The organism is Acidovorax sp. AC410, from assembly GCF_979253235.1.
The window spans coordinates 235,943-253,860 of record NZ_CEEDCG010000001.1 but is presented as its reverse complement, the minus strand read 5'-3'; the positions used below and the strand labels follow the sequence as shown (position 1 = coordinate 253,860).

The window sequence follows — 17,918 nt, the reverse complement described above, 5'->3', positions numbered from 1 at the left end:
AGCTGTGTCATTCCAACGGGCCTGCCGCCACCGCGCGCAAGAGCAGGTCCGCTGGAATGGCATCGTGTTCTGAATTGCCCTCCACGCCAGGCTGGCAGTGCGCTGCCAGCTACAACAAAAGGAGCTGAACATGAGCATTTTCAACAAAGTCACCAAGACCTTCCAATGGGGCGACAAGACCGTCATCATGGAAACGGGCGAAATCGCCCGCCAGGCCTCCGGCGCCGTGCTGGTGAACATCGATGACACCGTGGTGCTGGCCACCGTGGTGGCTTCCAAGTCGGCCAAGCCCGGCCAGGACTTCTTCCCCCTGACGGTGGACTACATCGAGAAGACCTACGCCGCCGGCAAGATCCCCGGCAGCTTCTTCAAGCGCGAAGCCAAGCCCAGCGAGCACGAAACGCTGACCAGTCGCCTGATCGACCGCCCGATCCGCCCGCTGTTCCCCGAAGGCTTCTTCAACGAAGTGCATGTGGTGATCCACACCGTGTCGCTGAACCCTGAAGTCGACGCTGACATCGCCGCCCTGATCGCCACCAGCGCCGCCCTGGCCATCTCCGGCATCCCGTTCACCGGCCCCATCGGCGCCGCGCGCGTGGGCTACATCAACGGCGAATACGTGCTGAACCCCGGGCAGACTGCGCGCAAGAGCTCGCAGATGGACCTCGTGGTCGCCGGTACCGAAGCCGCCGTGCTGATGGTGGAGTCCGAAGCCCAGCAACTGTCCGAAGAAATCATGCTCGGCGCCGTGGTGTTTGGCCACCAGCAGGGCAATGTGGCCATCAACGCCATCCATGACCTGGTGCGTGATGCCGGCAAGCCCGCATGGACCTGGCAAGCCCCTGCCAAGGACGAAGCCCTGATCGCCAAGGTCGGTGCCCTGGCCGACGACAAGCTCGCTGCCGCCTACCAGATCCGCAACAAGCAAAGCCGCACGCAAGCCTGCCGCGAAGCCTACGCTGCCGTGATGGCTGGCCTCAAGGCCGAAGGCGTGGAATTCGACGCCGTCAAGGTCGAAGGCATGCTGTTCGACATCGAAGCGCGCCTGGTGCGCAGCCAGATCCTGGCCGGCGAGCCCCGCATCGACGGCCGCGACACGCGCACCGTGCGCCCCATCGAGATCCGCAACAGCGTGCTGCCCCGTGCCCACGGCTCGGCCCTGTTCACGCGCGGTGAAACCCAGGCGCTGGTCGTGACCACGCTGGGCACCGAGCGCGATGCCCAGCGCATCGACGCCCTGGCCGGCGAGTACGAAGACCGCTTCATGATGCACTACAACATGCCTCCCTTCGCCACCGGCGAAGTGGGCCGCATGGGCTCGACCAAGCGCCGCGAAATCGGCCACGGCCGCCTGGCCAAGCGGGCCCTGGTCGCTGTGCTGCCGACCAAGGAAGAATTCCCCTACACCATGCGCGTGGTGTCGGAAATCACCGAATCCAACGGCTCCTCGTCCATGGCTTCGGTCTGCGGTGGCTGCCTGTCGATGATGGACGCCGGCGTGCCCATGAAGGCGCACGTGGCCGGTATCGCCATGGGTCTGATCAAGGATGCCAACCGCTTTGCCGTGCTGACCGACATCCTGGGTGATGAAGATCACCTGGGCGACATGGACTTCAAGGTGGCCGGTACCACCGCTGGTATCACCGCGCTGCAGATGGACATCAAGATCCAGGGCATCACCAAGGAAATCATGCAGGTCGCCCTGGCCCAGGCCAAGGAAGCGCGCATCCACATCCTGGGCAAGATGCAGGAAGCCATGGGTGAGGCCAAGACCGAAGTGTCCAACTTCGCGCCCAAGCTCTACACGATGAAGATCAACCCCGAGAAGATCCGCGACGTGATCGGCAAGGGTGGTTCCGTGATCCGTGCGCTGACCGAAGAGACCGGCTGCCAGATCAACATCGAGGAAGACGGCACCATCACCATCGCCGCCACCGACAACGCCAAGGCCGATGAAGCCAAGCGCCGCATCGAGCAGATCACGGCCGAAGTCGAAATCGGCAAGGTCTACGAAGGCCCCGTGACCAAGATCCTGGACTTCGGTGCCCTGATCAACCTGCTGCCTGGCAAGGACGGCCTGCTGCACATCAGCCAGATCGCACACGAGCGCGTCGAGCGCGTGGGCGACTACCTGACCGAAGGCCAGATCGTCAAGGTCAAGGTCATGGAAACCGACGAAAAGGGCCGCGTCAAGCTGTCCATGAAGGCCCTGGCCGACCGCCCTGCGGGTGGTGGATTCAGCGACCGCCCAGTTCCCCAGGAGCGTGGTGACCGCGAACCCCGCCGCGACCAGGGCCGTGATCGCCAGCCAGCCGACCAGCAGCAGCAACAACAGCAGTCGCTGCCATCGGATGGCGCTTCTGGCCAGGTGAACGGCTGATCCAGCGTCTTGGCTTCCGCCGCCGGGCGGGCTGCTTGCAGCAGCCTCCTGCCGGCGGTGGCCGAGACCGGTGATTTCCATGCCATCAACCACGGACCATCCTATGCAAGCGGTGGAGATTTCCTCGTTCGGCGCGCCCGAGGTGTTGCGCCTGGGTGAGCGCCCCGTGCCTGTGCCGGCTGCGGGCGAGCTGCTGATCCGCGTGAGCGCCAGTGGCATCAACCGCCCCGACGTGCTGCAGCGCATGGGCCACTACGCGCCTCCGCCCGGCACTTCCGACCTTCCCGGTCTGGAGGTGGCGGGTGTGGTGCAGGCGGGGGATGCCGATGCCCTGGCCCGGTCAGGTCTGGCCGTTGGCGACCGAGTCTGTGCGCTGGTCGCCGGTGGTGGCTATGCCCAGTGGTGTGTGGCGCCGGCCGAGCAGTGCCTGCCGGTGCCTTCCGGGTTCAGCGATGTCGAAGCGGCCTCGCTGCCCGAGACCTTCTTCACGGTGTGGAGCAATGTCTTTGACCGTGGTCGCCTGCAGGCGGGGGAAACCCTGCTGTTGCAGGGTGGCACCAGTGGTATCGGGGTCACGGCCATTCAGTTGGCGCGTGCCTTCGGCGCCACGGTGATCGCCACGGCCGGCAGCGACGACAAGTGCCAGGCCTGCCTGGACCTGGGCGCGCACCATGCCGTCAACTACAAGTCGCAGGACTTCGTGGTGGAGGCCAGGCGCATCACCGATGGCAAGGGTGTCGACGTGGTGCTGGACATGGTCGCGGGCGGCTATGTCGCGCGCGAAGTCGAATGCCTGGCCGAGGATGGCCGCCTGGTCATCATTGCTGTGCAGGGCGGGGTCAAGAGCGAGATCAATGCCGGCCTGGTGCTGCGCCGCAGGCTCACCATCACCGGCTCCACCTTGCGCCCACGCCCGGTGGCGTTCAAGGGTGCCATCGCCCGCGCCTTGCGTGAGCGGGTGTGGCCCTTGCTCGCCGCCGGCACGGTGCGTCCGGTCATCCACAGTACGTTTGCTGCGGCCGATGCGGCCAAGGCGCATGCCCTGATGGAATCCAACCAGCACATTGGCAAGATTGTTTTGACGTGGTGAACATGAAAAAGAAGCTCATCGCAGGCAACTGGAAGATGAACGGCGGCCTGGCCGCCAACGAAACGCTGCTGCAGGCGTTGTTGCAGGGGCTGGCCTCGGCGGTACCGCAGTGCGATATTGCGGTGGCCGTGCCGGCGCCTTACCTGGCCCAGGTACAGGCCCTGGTGGCTGGCTCGGGCATTGCCCTGGCGGCGCAGGACGTGTCGGCGCACGAGCAGGGCGCCTACACCGGCGAGGTGTCGGCTGCCATGCTCAAGGAGTTTGGTGCGCGCTATGTGCTGGTGGGGCATTCCGAGCGCCGCCAGTACCACGGCGAAACCGATGCCGTTGTGGCCGTCAAGGCGCAGCGCGCGCTGGCGCTGGGCATCACGCCCATCGTCTGCGTGGGTGAGACCCTGGCAGAGCGCGATGCAGGCGAGACCGAAGCCGTCGTCAAGCGCCAGCTGGCTGCGGTGATCCATCTCAATGGCCATTGCATCAGCGAAATCGTGGTGGCCTACGAGCCGGTCTGGGCCATCGGCACGGGCCGCACGGCGTCGCCCGAGCAGGCCCAGGCGGTGCATGCCGTGCTGCGTGCGCAACTGGCTGCGGCCAGCGAGCATGCCGACCGCATCCACCTGCTGTATGGCGGCAGCATGAATGCCGCGAATGCGGCCGAACTGCTGGCGCAGCCGGACATCGATGGTGGCCTGGTGGGCGGTGCTTCGCTCAAGCCCGGCGATTTCTTGCAGATCATTGGTGCAGCCCCTGCGGGCCGCGCCTGAAGCTATTCAAATCAGGAGTAAACAGAGAATGAATGTGATCGTGAACGTGGTTCTGGCGGTGCAGATGCTCACCGCCCTGGGGATGATCGGGTTGATCCTGATCCAGCACGGCAAGGGTGCCGACATGGGCGCCGCTTTCGGCAGTGGCAGTTCGGGCAGCTTGTTCGGGGCCAGCGGCAGCGCCAACTTCCTGTCGCGCACCACGGCGGTGTTGGCGGCGGTGTTTTTCGCTGCCACACTGGCTCTGGCATACTTCGGCAACGCGCGCCCCGCCAGCTCCGGCAGTGTGCTCGAAACGCCTGCGGCGACTTCGCCCGCGCCAGCCTCGGCTGCGTCGGGTGCAGCCCCTGCTGCGATTCCTGTGCCTGTGGTGCCGGCCTCCGGTGCGGCGCAGATCCCGACCAAATAATCTGCACTAATTTGGGCCCTGAACTGCAGAGCAGGGTTTTTACGGAGTAGAATCCTGGATTGTCTGGAAAGCCAAAACCGCAAGGTTCCTCATGCCATCCAGGCACATACATCCAGCCGTCGTGGTGAAATTGGTAGACACGCTATCTTGAGGGGGTAGTGGCGAAAGCTGTGCGAGTTCGAGTCTCGCCGACGGCACCAAAACAAAGGCCTCCCCGACATGACCCAGCAAGGGCCATGTCGGGCCAGGCCACAGCGGTGAGCACATCCTCAAGATGAACCTCGATCAGTACCTCCCCGTCCTTTTGTTCATCTTGGTCGGCATCGCCGTCGGCGTTGTCCCTCTTCTCATTGGATATGTCCTCGGTCCCAACCGCCCGGACGACGCCAAGAATTCCCCTTACGAGTGTGGCTTTGAAGCCTTCGAGGATGCGCGCATGAAGTTTGACGTGCGCTATTACCTCGTCGCCATTCTCTTCATCCTGTTCGACCTCGAAATCGCGTTTCTCTTCCCGTGGGCGGTCACGCTCCATGAGGTGGGTGCCGCTGGTTTCGTTGCCGTGGTGATATTCCTGACGATCCTCGTCGTGGGCTTCGTCTACGAGTGGAAAAAGGGCGCCCTCGACTGGGAATGACAGCGGGCTTCAACAAGGACTGATGCAATGATTGAAGGCGTGATGAAGGAAGGCTTCATCACCACGAGCTATGACTCCGTGGTGAATTGGGCCAAGACCGGCTCGTTGTGGCCCATGACCTTTGGTCTGGCCTGCTGCGCTGTCGAAATGATGCATGCGGCGGCCGCGCGTTACGACATCGGCCGCTTTGGCGCCGAGGTGTTCCGTGCCAGCCCCCGCCAGTCCGATCTGATGATCGTGGCTGGCACGCTGTGCAACAAGATGGCGCCTGCGCTGCGCAAGGTGTACGACCAGATGTCGGAGCCCCGCTGGGTGCTGTCGATGGGCTCGTGCGCCAACGGCGGTGGTTACTACCACTACAGCTATTCCGTGGTGCGCGGTTGCGACCGCATCGTGCCCGTGGATGTCTACGTGCCGGGCTGCCCGCCCACGGCCGAAGCGCTGATCTACGGCATCATCCAGTTGCAGCAGAAGATCCGCCGCACCAACACCATTGCGCGCGTCTGAGGGTTGACGATGACATCTGTTGCCATTCGCCCTGAAAAAATCCAGGACACCGTCGCTGCCGTGCTGGGCGACAAGGTCCGCAAGATCCACGTGGCCCTCGGTGAGGTCACCGTCGAAGTCTCCCCCGCCGACTACCTCGCTGCCATGCAGCAGCTGCGCGATGCGCCCGGCTGCCAGTTCGAGCAACTGATCGATCTGTGCGGCGTGGACTACTCGGCCTACGCCGACGAGGTCAACGAAGGCGCGCGCTACTGCGTGGTGTCGCACCTGCTGTCCGTCAGCCTGAACCAGCGCCTGCGCGTCAAGGTGTTCTGCGCGGATGACGATTTCCCGGTCGTGGCCTCCGTCGCCGATCTGTGGAACTCGGCCAACTGGTACGAGCGCGAAGCGTTCGATCTGTTTGGCATCGTGTTTGACGGCCACAACGACCTGCGCCGCATCCTGACCGATTACGGCTTCATCGGCCACCCCTTCCGCAAGGACTTCCCGCTGTCCGGCCACGTCGAGATGCGCTACGACGCAGAGCAACGCCGGGTGGTCTACGAGCCCGTTTCGATCGAGCCGCGCGAGATTACGCCGCGCATCATCCGCGAAGACAAGTACGGAGGCCTGCACTAAGGCGCCCTGCGCCCCACGTGACCCACCATGGCTGAAATCAAGAACTATTCCCTGAACTTCGGACCGCAGCACCCTGCAGCGCACGGCGTGTTGCGCCTGGTGCTGGAGCTCGACGGCGAAGTCGTCCAGCGCGCCGACCCGCACATTGGCCTGCTGCACCGTGCCACCGAAAAGCTGGCCGAGCACAAGACCTACATCCAGTCGCTGCCCTACATGGACCGCCTGGACTACGTGTCGATGATGTGCAACGAGCACGCCTACTGCCTGGCCATCGAGAAGCTGCTGGGCCTGGAAGTGCCCGAGCGCGCGCAGTACATCCGCGTGATGTTCTCCGAAATCACGCGCCTGCTGAACCACCTGATGTGGCTTGGCTCGCACGGCAACGACTGCGGCAGCTCCACCATCCTGATCTACACCTTCCGCGAGCGCGAAGACCTGTTCGACATGTACGAAGCCGTCTCCGGCGCGCGCATGCACGCGGCGTACTTCCGTCCGGGCGGCGTCTACCGCGACCTGCCGGACTCCATGCCGCAGTACAAGGTCAGCAAGATCAAGAACGCCAAGGCCCTGGAGGCCATGAACCAGAACCGCAAGGGTTCGCTGCTCGACTTCATCGATGACTTCACGCAGCGCTTCCCCGGCTGCGTGGACGAGTACGAGACCCTGCTCACCGACAACCGCATCTGGAAGCAGCGCACCGTGGGCATCGGCGTGGTGCCGCCCGAGCGCGCGCTGAACCTGGGCATGACCGGCCCGATGATCCGCGGCTCCGGCATCGCATGGGACCTGCGCAAGACCCAGCCCTACGACGTCTACGACCGCATGGACTTCGACATTCCGGTGGGCAAGACGGGCGACTGCTATGACCGCTACCTCGTGCGTGTGCAGGAGATGCGCGAATCCAATCGCATCATCAAGCAGTGCGTGGACTGGCTGCGCGCCAATCCGGGTCCTGTCATTACCGACAACCACAAGGTGGCTGCGCCCGATCGTGAATCCATGAAGTCGAACATGGAGGAGCTGATCCACCATTTCAAGCTCTTCACCGAAGGTTTCCACGTGCCCGAGGGCGAGGCCTATGCCGCCGTGGAGCACCCCAAGGGCGAGTTCGGCATCTACCTGGTCAGCGACGGCGCCAACAAGCCCTACCGCCTGAAGATCCGTGCGCCCGGCTTTGCGCATCTGGCCACGCTCGATGAGATGGCGCGCGGCCACATGATCGCCGACGCCGTGGCCATCATCGGCACCATGGATATCGTGTTCGGGGAGATTGACCGATGAGTAATACCGAAGCGAAGAACCAGACCGCTGGCGCCATCACCGAGGCGACGCTCGCCCGCTTTGCGCGCGAAGTGGCCAAGTACCCGCCCGAGCAGAAACAGTCGGCCGTGATGGCCTGCCTGTCCATCGTGCAGCAGGAGCAGGGCTGGGTCAGCCGCGAGAGCGAGGCCGTGATCGCCGACTACCTGGGCATGGCCCAGATCGCGGTGCATGAAGTCACCACGTTCTACAACATGTACAACCAGCAGCCGACGGGCAAGTACAAGCTCAACGTCTGCACCAACCTGCCTTGCCAGCTGCGTGACGGCCAGAAGGCGCTGCACCACCTCGAGAAGAAGCTGGGCGTGACCATGGGCGAGACCACGCCGGACGGCCTGTTCACGCTGCAGCAGTGCGAATGCCTGGGCGCCTGCGCCGATGCGCCCGTGATGCTGGTCAACGACCGCACCATGTGCAGCTTCATGGACAACGACAAGCTCGACCAGCTCGTGGACGGCCTCAAGGCTGCGGAAGGACAAGCATGACCACCGCTGCACAGATCCTCTCGCAGTTCCAGGCCACGGGCGTCCAGACCTGCTTCCACGACCGCCACATCAACCCGCAGATCTATGCGGGCCTGGACGGCACGAACTGGAGCATCAAGGATTACGAAGCGCGCGGCGGCTACGAAGCGCTGCGCAAGATCCTGGCCCAGGGCGAAGGCGCTGGCCTCACCCAGGACCAGGTGATCGCCACCGTCAAGGAATCGGGCCTGCGTGGCCGCGGCGGCGCGGGTTTCCCCACCGGCCTCAAGTGGAGCTTCATGCCCCGCTCGTTCCCTGGTCAGAAGTACCTGGTGTGCAACTCCGATGAAGGCGAGCCGGGCACCTGCAAGGACCGCGACATCCTGCAGTTCAACCCGCACATCGTCATCGAAGGCATGATCATCGCGGCCTACGCGATGGGCATCTCCGTGGGCTACAACTACATCCACGGCGAAATCTTCCAGACCTACGACCGTTTTGAAGAAGCGCTCGAAGAGGCACGCGCCGCCGGCTACCTGGGCGACAAGATCCTGGGCAGCAACTTCAGCTTCCAGCTGCATGCGGCGCACGGCTTTGGCGCCTACATCTGCGGCGAAGAGACCGCGTTGCTCGAATCGCTCGAAGGCAAGAAGGGCCAGCCGCGCTTCAAGCCGCCGTTCCCGGCCAGCTTCGGCCTGTACGGCAAGCCCACCACCATCAACAACACCGAGACCTTCGCGGCCGTGCCATGGATCATCCGCAATGGCGGCCAGGCCTACCTCGAATGCGGCAAGCCCAACAACGGCGGCACCAAGATCTTCTCGGTCTCGGGTGACGTGGAAAAGCCCGGCAACTACGAAGTGCCCATGGGCACGCCGTTCGCCAAGCTGCTCGAACTCGCCGGTGGCGTGCGCAAGGGCCGCCAGCTCAAGGCGGTGATCCCCGGCGGCTCGTCCTCCCCGGTGCTGCCGGCTTCCATCATCATGGAATGCACGCTGGACTACGACTCCATCGCCAAGGCCGGCTCGATGCTGGGCTCGGGCGCCGTCATCGTGATGGACGACTCCCGCAGCATGGTCGAGAGCCTGCTGCGCCTGTCCTATTTCTATTCGCACGAGTCCTGCGGCCAGTGTACGCCGTGCCGCGAAGGCACGGGCTGGATGTGGCGCGTGATCGATCGGATCCAGCATGGCCAGGGGCGCGATGGCGACCTGAACCTGCTCAATTCGGTGGCAGACAACATCCAGGGGCGCACCATCTGCGCCCTGGGTGACGCAGCGGCCATGCCGGTGCGTGCCATGATCAAGCACTTCCGTCCGGAATTCGAAGCGCTGATCCGCCAAGAGAAGACCCCCCAGGCTTCCGCCTCCGCCTGATCGCGAGAAACGCATATGGTTGAAATCGAACTCGACGGGCAGAAGGTAGAAGTCGCCGAAGGCTGCATGGTGATGCATGCAGCCGAAAAGGCCGGCACCTACATTCCCCATTTCTGTTACCACAAGAAGCTGTCCATTGCCGCCAACTGCCGCATGTGCCTGGTGGACGTGGAAAAGGCACCCAAGCCCATGCCCGCCTGCGCCACGCCGGTGACGCAGGGCATGATCGTGCGCACCAAGAGCGACAAGGCCATCAAGGCCCAGCAGTCGGTCATGGAATTCCTGCTCATCAACCACCCGCTGGACTGCCCCATCTGCGACCAGGGCGGCGAGTGCCAGCTGCAGGATCTGGCCGTGGGCTACGGCGGTTCCTCCTCGCGCTACGAGGAAGAAAAGCGGGTGGTCTTCCACAAGGACGTGGGCCCGCTGATCTCCATGGAAGAGATGAGCCGCTGCATCCACTGCACCCGCTGCGTGCGCTTCGGCCAGGAAGTGGCCGGCGTGATGGAGCTCGGCATGATCCACCGCGGCGAGCACTCCGAGATCACCACTGTGGTGGGCGATACCATCGATTCCGAGCTGTCGGGCAACATGATCGACATCTGCCCCGTGGGCGCGCTCACGAGCAAGCCGTTCCGCTACAGCGCCCGCACCTGGGAACTGTCGCGCCGCCGCTCGGTCAGCCCGCACGACTCCACCGGTGCCAACCTCATCGTGCAGGTCAAGAACCACAAGGTCATGCGCGTGGTGCCGTTCGAGAACGAAGCCGTCAACGAATGCTGGATCGCCGACCGCGACCGCTTCTCGTACGAATCGCTCAACAGCGACGAACGCCTGACAGCGCCCATGCTCAAGCAGGGCGGAGTCTGGAAGACCGTCGACTGGCAGACCGCGCTGGAGTACGTGGCCAATGGCCTCAAGAACATCAAGAACGACCACGGCGCCAACAGCATCGGCGCCCTGGTCAGCCCGCACAGCACGCTCGAAGAGCTGTACCTGGCCTCCGCCCTGGTGCGCGGCCTGGGCAGCGACAGCATCGACTACCGCCTGCGCAACGCCGAGTTCGCGGCGCCCGAAGGCATCCGCTGGCTCGGCACGTCCATCGCTTCCCTGTCCACGCTGCAACGCGTGCTGGTGTTGGGCTCCAACCTGCGCAAGGACCATCCGCTGTTCGCCCTGCGCGTGCGCCATGCCGTGCGCCATGGTGCCCAACTGAGCGTGGTCGACTCCTCCGTCGGCGACTGGGCCATGCCCATCAAGCACCAGCTTCTGCAGGACGCCAGCCAGTGGGTCCAGGCCCTCGGCTCCATCGCCTCGGCTGTCGCCCAGGAAAAGAACGTGGCGGCGCCGGCTGGCGCAGCCCAGGCCACCGAGGCCAGCCTGGCCATCGCCCGCTCGCTGCTGGGTGGTGAGCGCAAGGCCGTGCTGCTGGGCAATGCCGCCGCGCACCATGGCCAGGCCGCAGCGCTGCTGGCCCTGGCCAACTGGATCGGCGAGCAGACCGGCGCCACCGTCGGCTACCTCACCGAAGCCGCCAACACCGTGGGTGCCCAGTTCGCTGGCGCCCATCCCGTGGGCAGCGGCCTCAACGCCGGCCAGATGCTGGCGGGCGGCCTCAAGGCCGTGCTGCTGCTCAACACCGAACCGGCTTTCGACGCGGCCAACGGCGCACAAGCCGCCGCAGCCATCGGCCAGGCGCAGATGGTCGTGACGCTGAGCCCTTTCAAGGCCAACATGGACATCAGCGACGTGCTGCTGCCCATCGCGCCGTTCACCGAAACCTCGGGCAGCTTCGTCAACGCCGAAGGGCGCCTGCAGAGCTTCCACGCCGTGGTGCGCCCGCTGGGCGACACGCGTCCCGCCTGGAAGGTGCTGCGCGTGCTGGCCAATGTGCTGGGTGTGCCCGGTTTCGACTTCGAGACCTCGCAGGACGTGCTGGCCCGTGCCACCAACGCCCCTGCGGGCAAGCTGGCCATGCTGCCGGCCGAGCAACTGTCCAATGCCGTGGCCCAGGTGCCGCAAGCGGTGGCGTCCGTGGGTGAGCCGGCAGTGGCCTCCATCTACCAACTCGATGGCCTGGTGCGCCGCGCCACCTCGCTGCAATTGACGGCCGATGCCCGCATGGCGGCCGGTGAAGGAGTGGCGGCATGATCGACGCGCTGTACAACGGCGGGCTGAACCTCCTGCCCTTCGCCTGGTGGACGGGCGCGGCCTGGCCCGTGCTGTGGATCCTGCTCAAGATCGTCGTGATCGTCGCGCCCCTGATGGGCGCAGTGGCCTACCTCACGCTGTGGGAGCGCAAGCTCCTCGGTTTCATGCAGGTGCGCCATGGCCCCAACCGGGTCGGCCCCATGGGCCTGCTGCAGCCGCTGGCCGACGGCCTCAAGCTGATGACCAAGGAAATCATCCAGCCTGCGGCCGCCAGCAAGGGCCTGTTCGTGCTGGGCCCGCTCATGGCCATCATGCCCGCGCTGGCCGCCTGGGTAGCGATCCCCTTCGGCCCCGATGTGGCCCTGGCCAACGTCAATGCCGGCCTGCTGCTGGTGATGGCGATTACCTCCATCGAAGTCTATGGCGTGATCATCGCCGGCTGGGCATCGAACTCCAAGTACGCCTTCCTGGGCGCACTGCGCGCCTCGGCACAGATGGTGAGCTACGAAATCGCCATGGGCTTTTGCTTCCTGGTGGTGATCATGGTGTCGGGCAGCATGAACCTGACCGAGATCGTGATGTCCCAGTCCCGCGGCATGGCCGCCAACATGGGCCTGACCTTCCTGTCCTGGAACTGGCTGCCGCTGCTGCCGATCTTCCTGGTGTACCTGATCTCCGGCGTGGCCGAGACCAACCGCCACCCCTTCGACGTGGTCGAAGGCGAAGCCGAAATCGTGGCCGGCCACATGGTCGAGTACTCGGGCATGGGCTTTGCGGTGTTCTTCCTGGCCGAATACGCCAGCATGTGGCTGGTGTCCATCCTGGCGGCGCTGATGTTCCTGGGCGGCTGGCTGTCGCCCATCGACAGCGTGCTGTTCAACTGGGTGCCGGGCTGGATCTGGCTGGGCATCAAGACCTTCGTCGTGGTCTCCATGTTCATCTGGATCCGCGCCACCTTCCCCCGTTTCCGCTATGACCAGATCATGCGCCTGGGTTGGAAGATATTCATTCCGGTCACCCTGGTGTGGCTGCTCATCGTCGGCGGGTGGTTGCTCTCGCCGTGGAACATCTGGAAATAAGCGGGGACACACATGACTGCTGTTGCTGCTGCTGCACCTTTCTCGTTCAAGGACTTCTTCAAGAGCTTCATGCTCGTGGAGCTGCTCAAGGGCATGGCCCTGACGGGCCGCTATGCGTTTCGCCGCAAGGTGACCGTGCAGTTCCCCGAAGAGAAGACACCTCTATCGCCGCGCTTTCGCGGCCTGCATGCCCTGCGCCGTTACGACAACGGCGAAGAGCGCTGCATCGCCTGCAAGCTGTGCGAGGCCGTGTGCCCCGCCATGGCGATCACCATCGAATCCGACGTGCGTGACGACGGCTCGCGCCGCACCACGCGCTACGACATCGACCTGACCAAGTGCATCTTCTGCGGCTTCTGCGAAGAAAGCTGCCCGGTCGATTCGATCGTCGAGACACACATCTTCGAATACCACGGCGAAAAGCGTGGCGACCTGTACTTCACCAAGGACATGCTTTTGGCCGTTGGTGACCGGTACGAGGGTGAGATTGCCGCAGCCAAGGCTGCGGACGCCAAGTACCGCTGAGCGGTCGCGATCCCATCCATCCCGTCGCCAGACTTTCTATAAAGACCTGATTCATGGACGCCAAGACTGGTTTCTTCTACCTCTTCTCGGTCGTGCTGCTGTTTGCAGCCTTCCGGGTGATCACCGCACGCAACCCCGTGCATGCGGTGCTGTACCTCATCCTGGCTTTCTCGCAGGCGGCGGCCGTGTGGCTGCTGCTCAAGGCCGAGTTCCTGGCCATTGCCCTGGTGCTGGTGTACCTGGGCGCGGTGATGGTGCTGTTCCTGTTCGTGGTGATGATGCTGGACATCCACATCGACACCGTGCGCAAGGGCTTCTGGAAGCACTTCCCACTCGCTGCCTTCGTGGGCGCGCTGATCGCCCTGGAAATGGCCGCCGTGCTGATGGGCGGTTTCCGTGGCATGGAAGAGCCCAAGGCCGCCGCGGTGGTGCTCGACGCTGCCGGCAAGGTGGTGCAGTACTCCAACACCAAGGAACTGGGCAAGCTGCTGTACACCCAGTACCTGTACCCCGTGGAAATCGCGGCCGTGATCCTGCTGGTGGCCATGATCGCCGCCATCGCCCTGACCCTGCGCCAGCGCAAGGACAGCAAGGCCATCAACCCGTCGCAGCAGATCCGCGTGCGCGCTGCCGACCGCCTGGAAGTGGTGAAGGTCGCCGCCACGCAAAAGCCCGCACCCGAAGTGCCGGCAGAGCCTGCCGCCGAGGAGAAGAAGCCATGACATTGACCCTGGGACATTTTCTTTCGCTGGGCGCGATGCTGTTCGCGCTGGCGGTGATCGGCATTTTCCTGAACCGCAAGAACCTGATCGTGCTGCTCATGGCCATCGAGCTGATGCTGCTGGCCGTCAACATGAACTTCGTGGCGTTCTCGCACTACCTGGGTGACATGCATGGACAGGTGTTCGTGTTCTTCATCCTGACGGTGGCCGCGGCCGAGTCGGCCATCGGCCTGGCCATTCTGGTGCTGCTGTTCCGCAACAAGTCCAGCATCAACGCGGAAGACCTCAACACCCTCAAGGGTTGATGAGCCACCCGTATTCCCAAGGTTCTCAAGAATGAGTCAAACCCTCTCTGCTTCAACGCTCCTGGCCGTGCCTTTGGCACCGCTGGCGGGCGCACTGCTGGCCGGCATCTTCGGCACGACCTTCGGCGGCAACTGGATCGGCCGCCGGCTGAGCCACACCCTGACCATTCTGGGCGTGCTGGTGGCGTTCATCCTGTCGGCCATGACGCTCAAGAGCGTGGCGGTCGATGGCGCACGCTTCAACGAGACGCTCTACACCTGGATGGTGGTGGGCGGCCTGAAGATGGAGGTGGGCTTCCTGATCGACAGCCTCACGGCCATGATGATGGTGGTGGTGACCTTTGTGTCGCTGATGGTCCACATCTACACCATCGGCTACATGGAAGAGGACGAGGGCTACAACCGCTTCTTCTCGTACATCTCGCTGTTCACGTTCTCCATGCTCATGCTGGTCATGAGCAACAACCTGCTGCAGTTGTTCTTCGGCTGGGAAGCCGTGGGACTGGTGTCCTACCTGCTGATTGGCTTCTGGTTCAACAAGCCCACGGCGATCTTCGCCAACATGAAGGCCTTCCTGGTCAACCGCGTGGGCGACTTCGGCTTCATCCTGGGCATCGGCCTGATCGCTGCCTACACCGGCACACTCAACTACAGCGAGATTTTCGCCAAGTCGGGTGAGCTCGGCGGCATGATCTTCCCCGGCACCGAGTGGCTGCTGATCACCGTCATCTGCATCTGCCTGTTCATCGGCGCCATGGGCAAGTCCGCGCAGTTCCCGCTGCACGTCTGGCTGCCCGATTCGATGGAAGGCCCGACCCCCATCTCGGCACTGATCCACGCGGCCACCATGGTGACCGCTGGCATCTTCATGGTCTCGCGCATGTCGCCGCTGTTCGAGCTGTCGGACACCGCGCTCAACTTCATCCTGGTCATCGGCTCCATCACGGCGCTGTTCATGGGTTTCCTGGGCATCATCCAGAACGACATCAAGCGCGTGGTGGCCTACTCCACGCTGTCCCAGCTCGGTTACATGACGGTGGCGCTGGGCGCCTCGGCTTATTCCGTGGCCGTGTTCCACCTGATGACGCACGCCTTCTTCAAGGCGCTGCTGTTCCTCGGCGCCGGCTCGGTCATCATGGGCATGCACCACAACCAGGACATCCGCTGGATGGGCGGCGTGCGCAAGTACATGCCCATCACCTGGATCACCTCGCTGCTGGGTTCTCTGGCGCTGATCGGCACCCCCCTGTTCGCGGGCTTCTATTCCAAGGACAGCATCATCGAGGCGGTGCATTTCAGCCACCTGCCGGCTGCGCACTTCGCGCACTTCGCGGTGCTGGCCGGTGTGTTCGTCACGGCGTTCTACTCGTTCCGCATGTACTTCCTGGTCTTCCATGGCAAGGAACGCTACGACCAGAACCCCGATGCACACCACGGTGCGCACCACGACGACCATGGCCACGGCCATGGCGAGCACCACGATCCGCACGAGTCCCCCTGGGTGGTGACGGTGCCGCTGGTGCTGCTGGCGATTCCTTCGGTGGTGGTGGGCTTCCTGTTCATCCAGCCCATGCTGTTCGGCGACTTCTTCAAGGACGTGATCTTTGTCGATGCGGCCAAGCACCCCGCCATGGCCAAGCTGGCCGAGATCTTCCACGGCCCCGTGGCCATGGCCGTGCATGGCCTGCAGACCGCGCCGTTCTGGCTGGCCGTGGCCGGTGTGGCCCTGTCGTACTACATGTACATGGTGAACCCGGCCCTGCCGGCGGCCATCAAGCGCATCTGCATGCCGATCTACACCCTGTTCGAGAACAAGTACTACCTCGACTGGATCAACGAGAACATCCTGGCGCGCGGTGCCCGGGCGCTGGGTACCGGCCTGTGGAAGGGCGGCGACCAGGCCATCATCGACGGTGCGCTGGTCAATGGCTCCTGGAAGCTGGTGCGCGGCGTCTCCGGCGTGGTGCGCTGGGTGCAGACGGGCTTCATCTTCCACTATGCCCTGGTGATGATCCTGGGCGTGTTTGCCTTGATGACGTGGTTCGTCTGGGGCGATTTCTTCATGCAGCTCATCAAGAAATAAGGAAAAGAACAAAATGGGTCTGTTGAGTCTTGCAATCTGGGTGCCGATCGCCTTCGGCGCGCTGCTGCTCGCGGTCGGCCGCGACGAGCACGCTCCCGCCGTGCGCTGGTTGGCCCTGCTCGGGTCGGTGATCGGCTTCCTGGTGACCATTCCGCTGTACCAGGGCTTCAAGCTTGGTACGGCGGCCATGCAGTTTGTCGAAAAGTTCGAGTGGATCGAGCGCTTCAACGTGCACTACCACCTGGGCGTGGACGGCATCTCCTTCTGGTTCGTGCCGCTCACCGCCTTCATCACGGTGATCGTGGTGATCGCCTCGTGGGAGGCCATCACCGAGCGCGTGAACCAGTACATGGGCGCGTTCCTGATCCTCTCGGGGCTGATGATCGGCGTGTTCAGCGCGCTCGACGGCATCCTGTTCTACGTGTTCTTCGAGGCCACGCTGATCCCGATGTACCTGATCATCGGTATCTGGGGCGGCCCGAACAAGATCTACGCGGCGTTCAAGTTCTTCCTGTACACGCTGCTCGGCTCGCTCTTGATGCTGATCGCACTGATCTTCCTGTACAACCAGTCCGGCGGCAGCTTCGACATTGCCACCTGGCACCAGCTGCCCCTGAGCTCCACGGCCCAGACTCTGCTGTTCTTCGCCTTCTTCGCCGCGTTCGCGGTGAAGGTGCCGATGTTCCCGTTCCACACCTGGCTGCCCGACGTACACGTGGAGGCGCCCACCGGTGGCTCCGCCGTGCTGGCGGCCATCATGCTCAAGCTGGGTGCCTACGGTTTCCTGCGCTTCTCGATGCCCATTGCCCCCGACGCCGCGCGCGAATGGGCGTGGCTGATGATCACGCTGTCGCTGATCGCCGTGATCTACGTCGGCCTGGTGGCCATGGTCCAGAAGGACATGAAGAAACTGGTGGCCTATTCGTCGGTGGCGCACATGGGCTTCGTGACCCTGGGCTTCTTCATCTTCAACGACCTGGGCGTCTCCGGCGGCCTGGTGCAGATGATTGCCCACGGCTTTGTTTCGGGCGCCATGTTCCTGTCCATCGGCGTGCTGTACGACCGCGTGCATTCCCGCGAGATCGCGGCCTATGGCGGCGTGGTCAACACCATGCCCAACTTCACGGCCTTCGCGCTGCTGTTCGCCATGGCCAACTGCGGCCTGCCGGGCACTGCCGGGTTCGTGGGCGAGTGGATGGTGATCCTGGGTGCCGTCAAGGCCAACTTCTGGATCGGCCTGGCCTCGGCCACGGCACTGATCTTCGGCGCCGCCTACACCCTGTGGATGTTCAAGCGCGTGTACCTGGGCCCGGTGGCCAACGACCACGTCAAGGAGCTCACCGACATCAACAGCCGCGAATTCCTCGTGATGGCGCTGCTGGCGATTGCCGTGCTGGCCATGGGCCTGTACCCACGCCCCTTCACGGACGTGATGGACACTTCGGTCGCGGAACTGCTCAAGCATGTCGCACTGTCGAAGCTGAACTGACC

The 17,918-nt window shown here is 63.9% G+C and carries 17 protein-coding genes and 1 tRNA gene; all 18 read left to right on the top strand.

Going from position 1 to position 17,918, the window contains the following annotated elements; genetic code table 11:
• Positions 1-130 precede the first annotated feature (130 nt).
• Entirely contained in the window at positions 131-2,380 is a 2,250-nt protein-coding gene (pnp, locus tag AC0IZS_RS01115; RefSeq protein WP_471633956.1) for a polyribonucleotide nucleotidyltransferase, read from the top strand.
• A 103-nt stretch (positions 2,381-2,483) separates the two neighbouring features.
• A complete protein-coding gene (locus AC0IZS_RS01110; RefSeq protein ID WP_471633955.1) occupies positions 2,484-3,470 on the top strand; it encodes an NAD(P)H-quinone oxidoreductase in 987 nt (328 codons plus the stop codon).
• A 2-nt stretch (positions 3,471-3,472) separates the two neighbouring features.
• A complete protein-coding gene (tpiA, locus tag AC0IZS_RS01105; RefSeq protein ID WP_471633954.1) occupies positions 3,473-4,234 on the top strand; it encodes a triose-phosphate isomerase in 762 nt (253 codons plus the stop codon).
• Positions 4,235-4,262: 28 nt separating this feature from the next.
• Positions 4,263-4,643, top strand: a complete 381-nt coding sequence (gene secG, locus AC0IZS_RS01100; RefSeq protein ID WP_471633953.1) for a preprotein translocase subunit SecG — start codon at positions 4,263-4,265, stop codon at positions 4,641-4,643.
• Between the two features lie 115 nt (positions 4,644-4,758).
• Positions 4,759-4,843 (top strand) — tRNA-Leu (locus AC0IZS_RS01095).
• 74 nt (positions 4,844-4,917) lie between these two features.
• Positions 4,918-5,277, top strand: coding sequence for an NADH-quinone oxidoreductase subunit A (locus AC0IZS_RS01090; protein ID WP_322596017.1), 360 nt, complete (start codon positions 4,918-4,920; stop codon positions 5,275-5,277).
• A gap of 27 nt (positions 5,278-5,304) precedes the next feature.
• Positions 5,305-5,784 carry a NuoB/complex I 20 kDa subunit family protein gene (locus AC0IZS_RS01085; RefSeq protein WP_007849129.1) on the top strand — a complete coding sequence of 160 codons (480 nt, stop codon included), beginning with the start codon at positions 5,305-5,307 and terminating at the stop codon, positions 5,782-5,784.
• Positions 5,785-5,793: 9 nt separating this feature from the next.
• Entirely contained in the window at positions 5,794-6,402 is a 609-nt protein-coding gene (locus AC0IZS_RS01080) for an NADH-quinone oxidoreductase subunit C (protein WP_471633952.1), read from the top strand.
• Between the two features lie 27 nt (positions 6,403-6,429).
• The gene (locus AC0IZS_RS01075) at positions 6,430-7,683 is read left to right on the top strand and encodes an NADH-quinone oxidoreductase subunit D (RefSeq protein ID WP_471633951.1); all 1,254 of its coding nucleotides are present in this window, start codon (positions 6,430-6,432) and stop codon (positions 7,681-7,683) included.
• Positions 7,680-8,207, top strand: a complete 528-nt coding sequence (gene nuoE / locus AC0IZS_RS01070) for an NADH-quinone oxidoreductase subunit NuoE (protein WP_471633950.1) — start codon at positions 7,680-7,682, stop codon at positions 8,205-8,207. Before AC0IZS_RS01075 ends, nuoE begins: the two co-directional genes overlap by 4 nt.
• Positions 8,204-9,562, top strand: coding sequence for an NADH-quinone oxidoreductase subunit NuoF (gene nuoF, locus AC0IZS_RS01065; RefSeq protein WP_471633949.1), 1,359 nt, complete (start codon positions 8,204-8,206; stop codon positions 9,560-9,562). The genes nuoE and nuoF overlap by 4 nt, the downstream gene beginning before the upstream one ends.
• Before the next feature lie 15 nt (positions 9,563-9,577).
• Positions 9,578-11,713, top strand: a complete 2,136-nt coding sequence (gene nuoG / locus AC0IZS_RS01060; protein WP_471633948.1) for an NADH-quinone oxidoreductase subunit NuoG — start codon at positions 9,578-9,580, stop codon at positions 11,711-11,713.
• Positions 11,710-12,792 carry an NADH-quinone oxidoreductase subunit NuoH gene (gene nuoH, locus AC0IZS_RS01055; RefSeq protein ID WP_322596011.1) on the top strand — a complete coding sequence of 361 codons (1,083 nt, stop codon included), beginning with the start codon at positions 11,710-11,712 and terminating at the stop codon, positions 12,790-12,792. Before nuoG ends, nuoH begins: the two co-directional genes overlap by 4 nt.
• A 12-nt stretch (positions 12,793-12,804) precedes the next feature.
• Complete coding sequence (gene nuoI, locus AC0IZS_RS01050; protein WP_121453038.1) at positions 12,805-13,317, top strand: NADH-quinone oxidoreductase subunit NuoI; 513 nt, start codon at positions 12,805-12,807, stop codon at positions 13,315-13,317.
• Between the two features lie 53 nt (positions 13,318-13,370).
• Positions 13,371-14,039 carry an NADH-quinone oxidoreductase subunit J gene (locus AC0IZS_RS01045; RefSeq protein ID WP_471633947.1) on the top strand — a complete coding sequence of 223 codons (669 nt, stop codon included), beginning with the start codon at positions 13,371-13,373 and terminating at the stop codon, positions 14,037-14,039.
• Positions 14,036-14,344, top strand: a complete 309-nt coding sequence (nuoK, locus tag AC0IZS_RS01040) for an NADH-quinone oxidoreductase subunit NuoK (RefSeq protein ID WP_005793248.1) — start codon at positions 14,036-14,038, stop codon at positions 14,342-14,344. The genes AC0IZS_RS01045 and nuoK overlap by 4 nt, the downstream gene beginning before the upstream one ends.
• A gap of 31 nt (positions 14,345-14,375) precedes the next feature.
• A complete protein-coding gene (gene nuoL, locus AC0IZS_RS01035) occupies positions 14,376-16,427 on the top strand; it encodes an NADH-quinone oxidoreductase subunit L (RefSeq protein ID WP_471633946.1) in 2,052 nt (683 codons plus the stop codon).
• Between the two features lie 13 nt (positions 16,428-16,440).
• A complete protein-coding gene (locus AC0IZS_RS01030; RefSeq protein ID WP_471633945.1) occupies positions 16,441-17,916 on the top strand; it encodes an NADH-quinone oxidoreductase subunit M in 1,476 nt (491 codons plus the stop codon).
• Positions 17,917-17,918 lie beyond the last annotated feature (2 nt).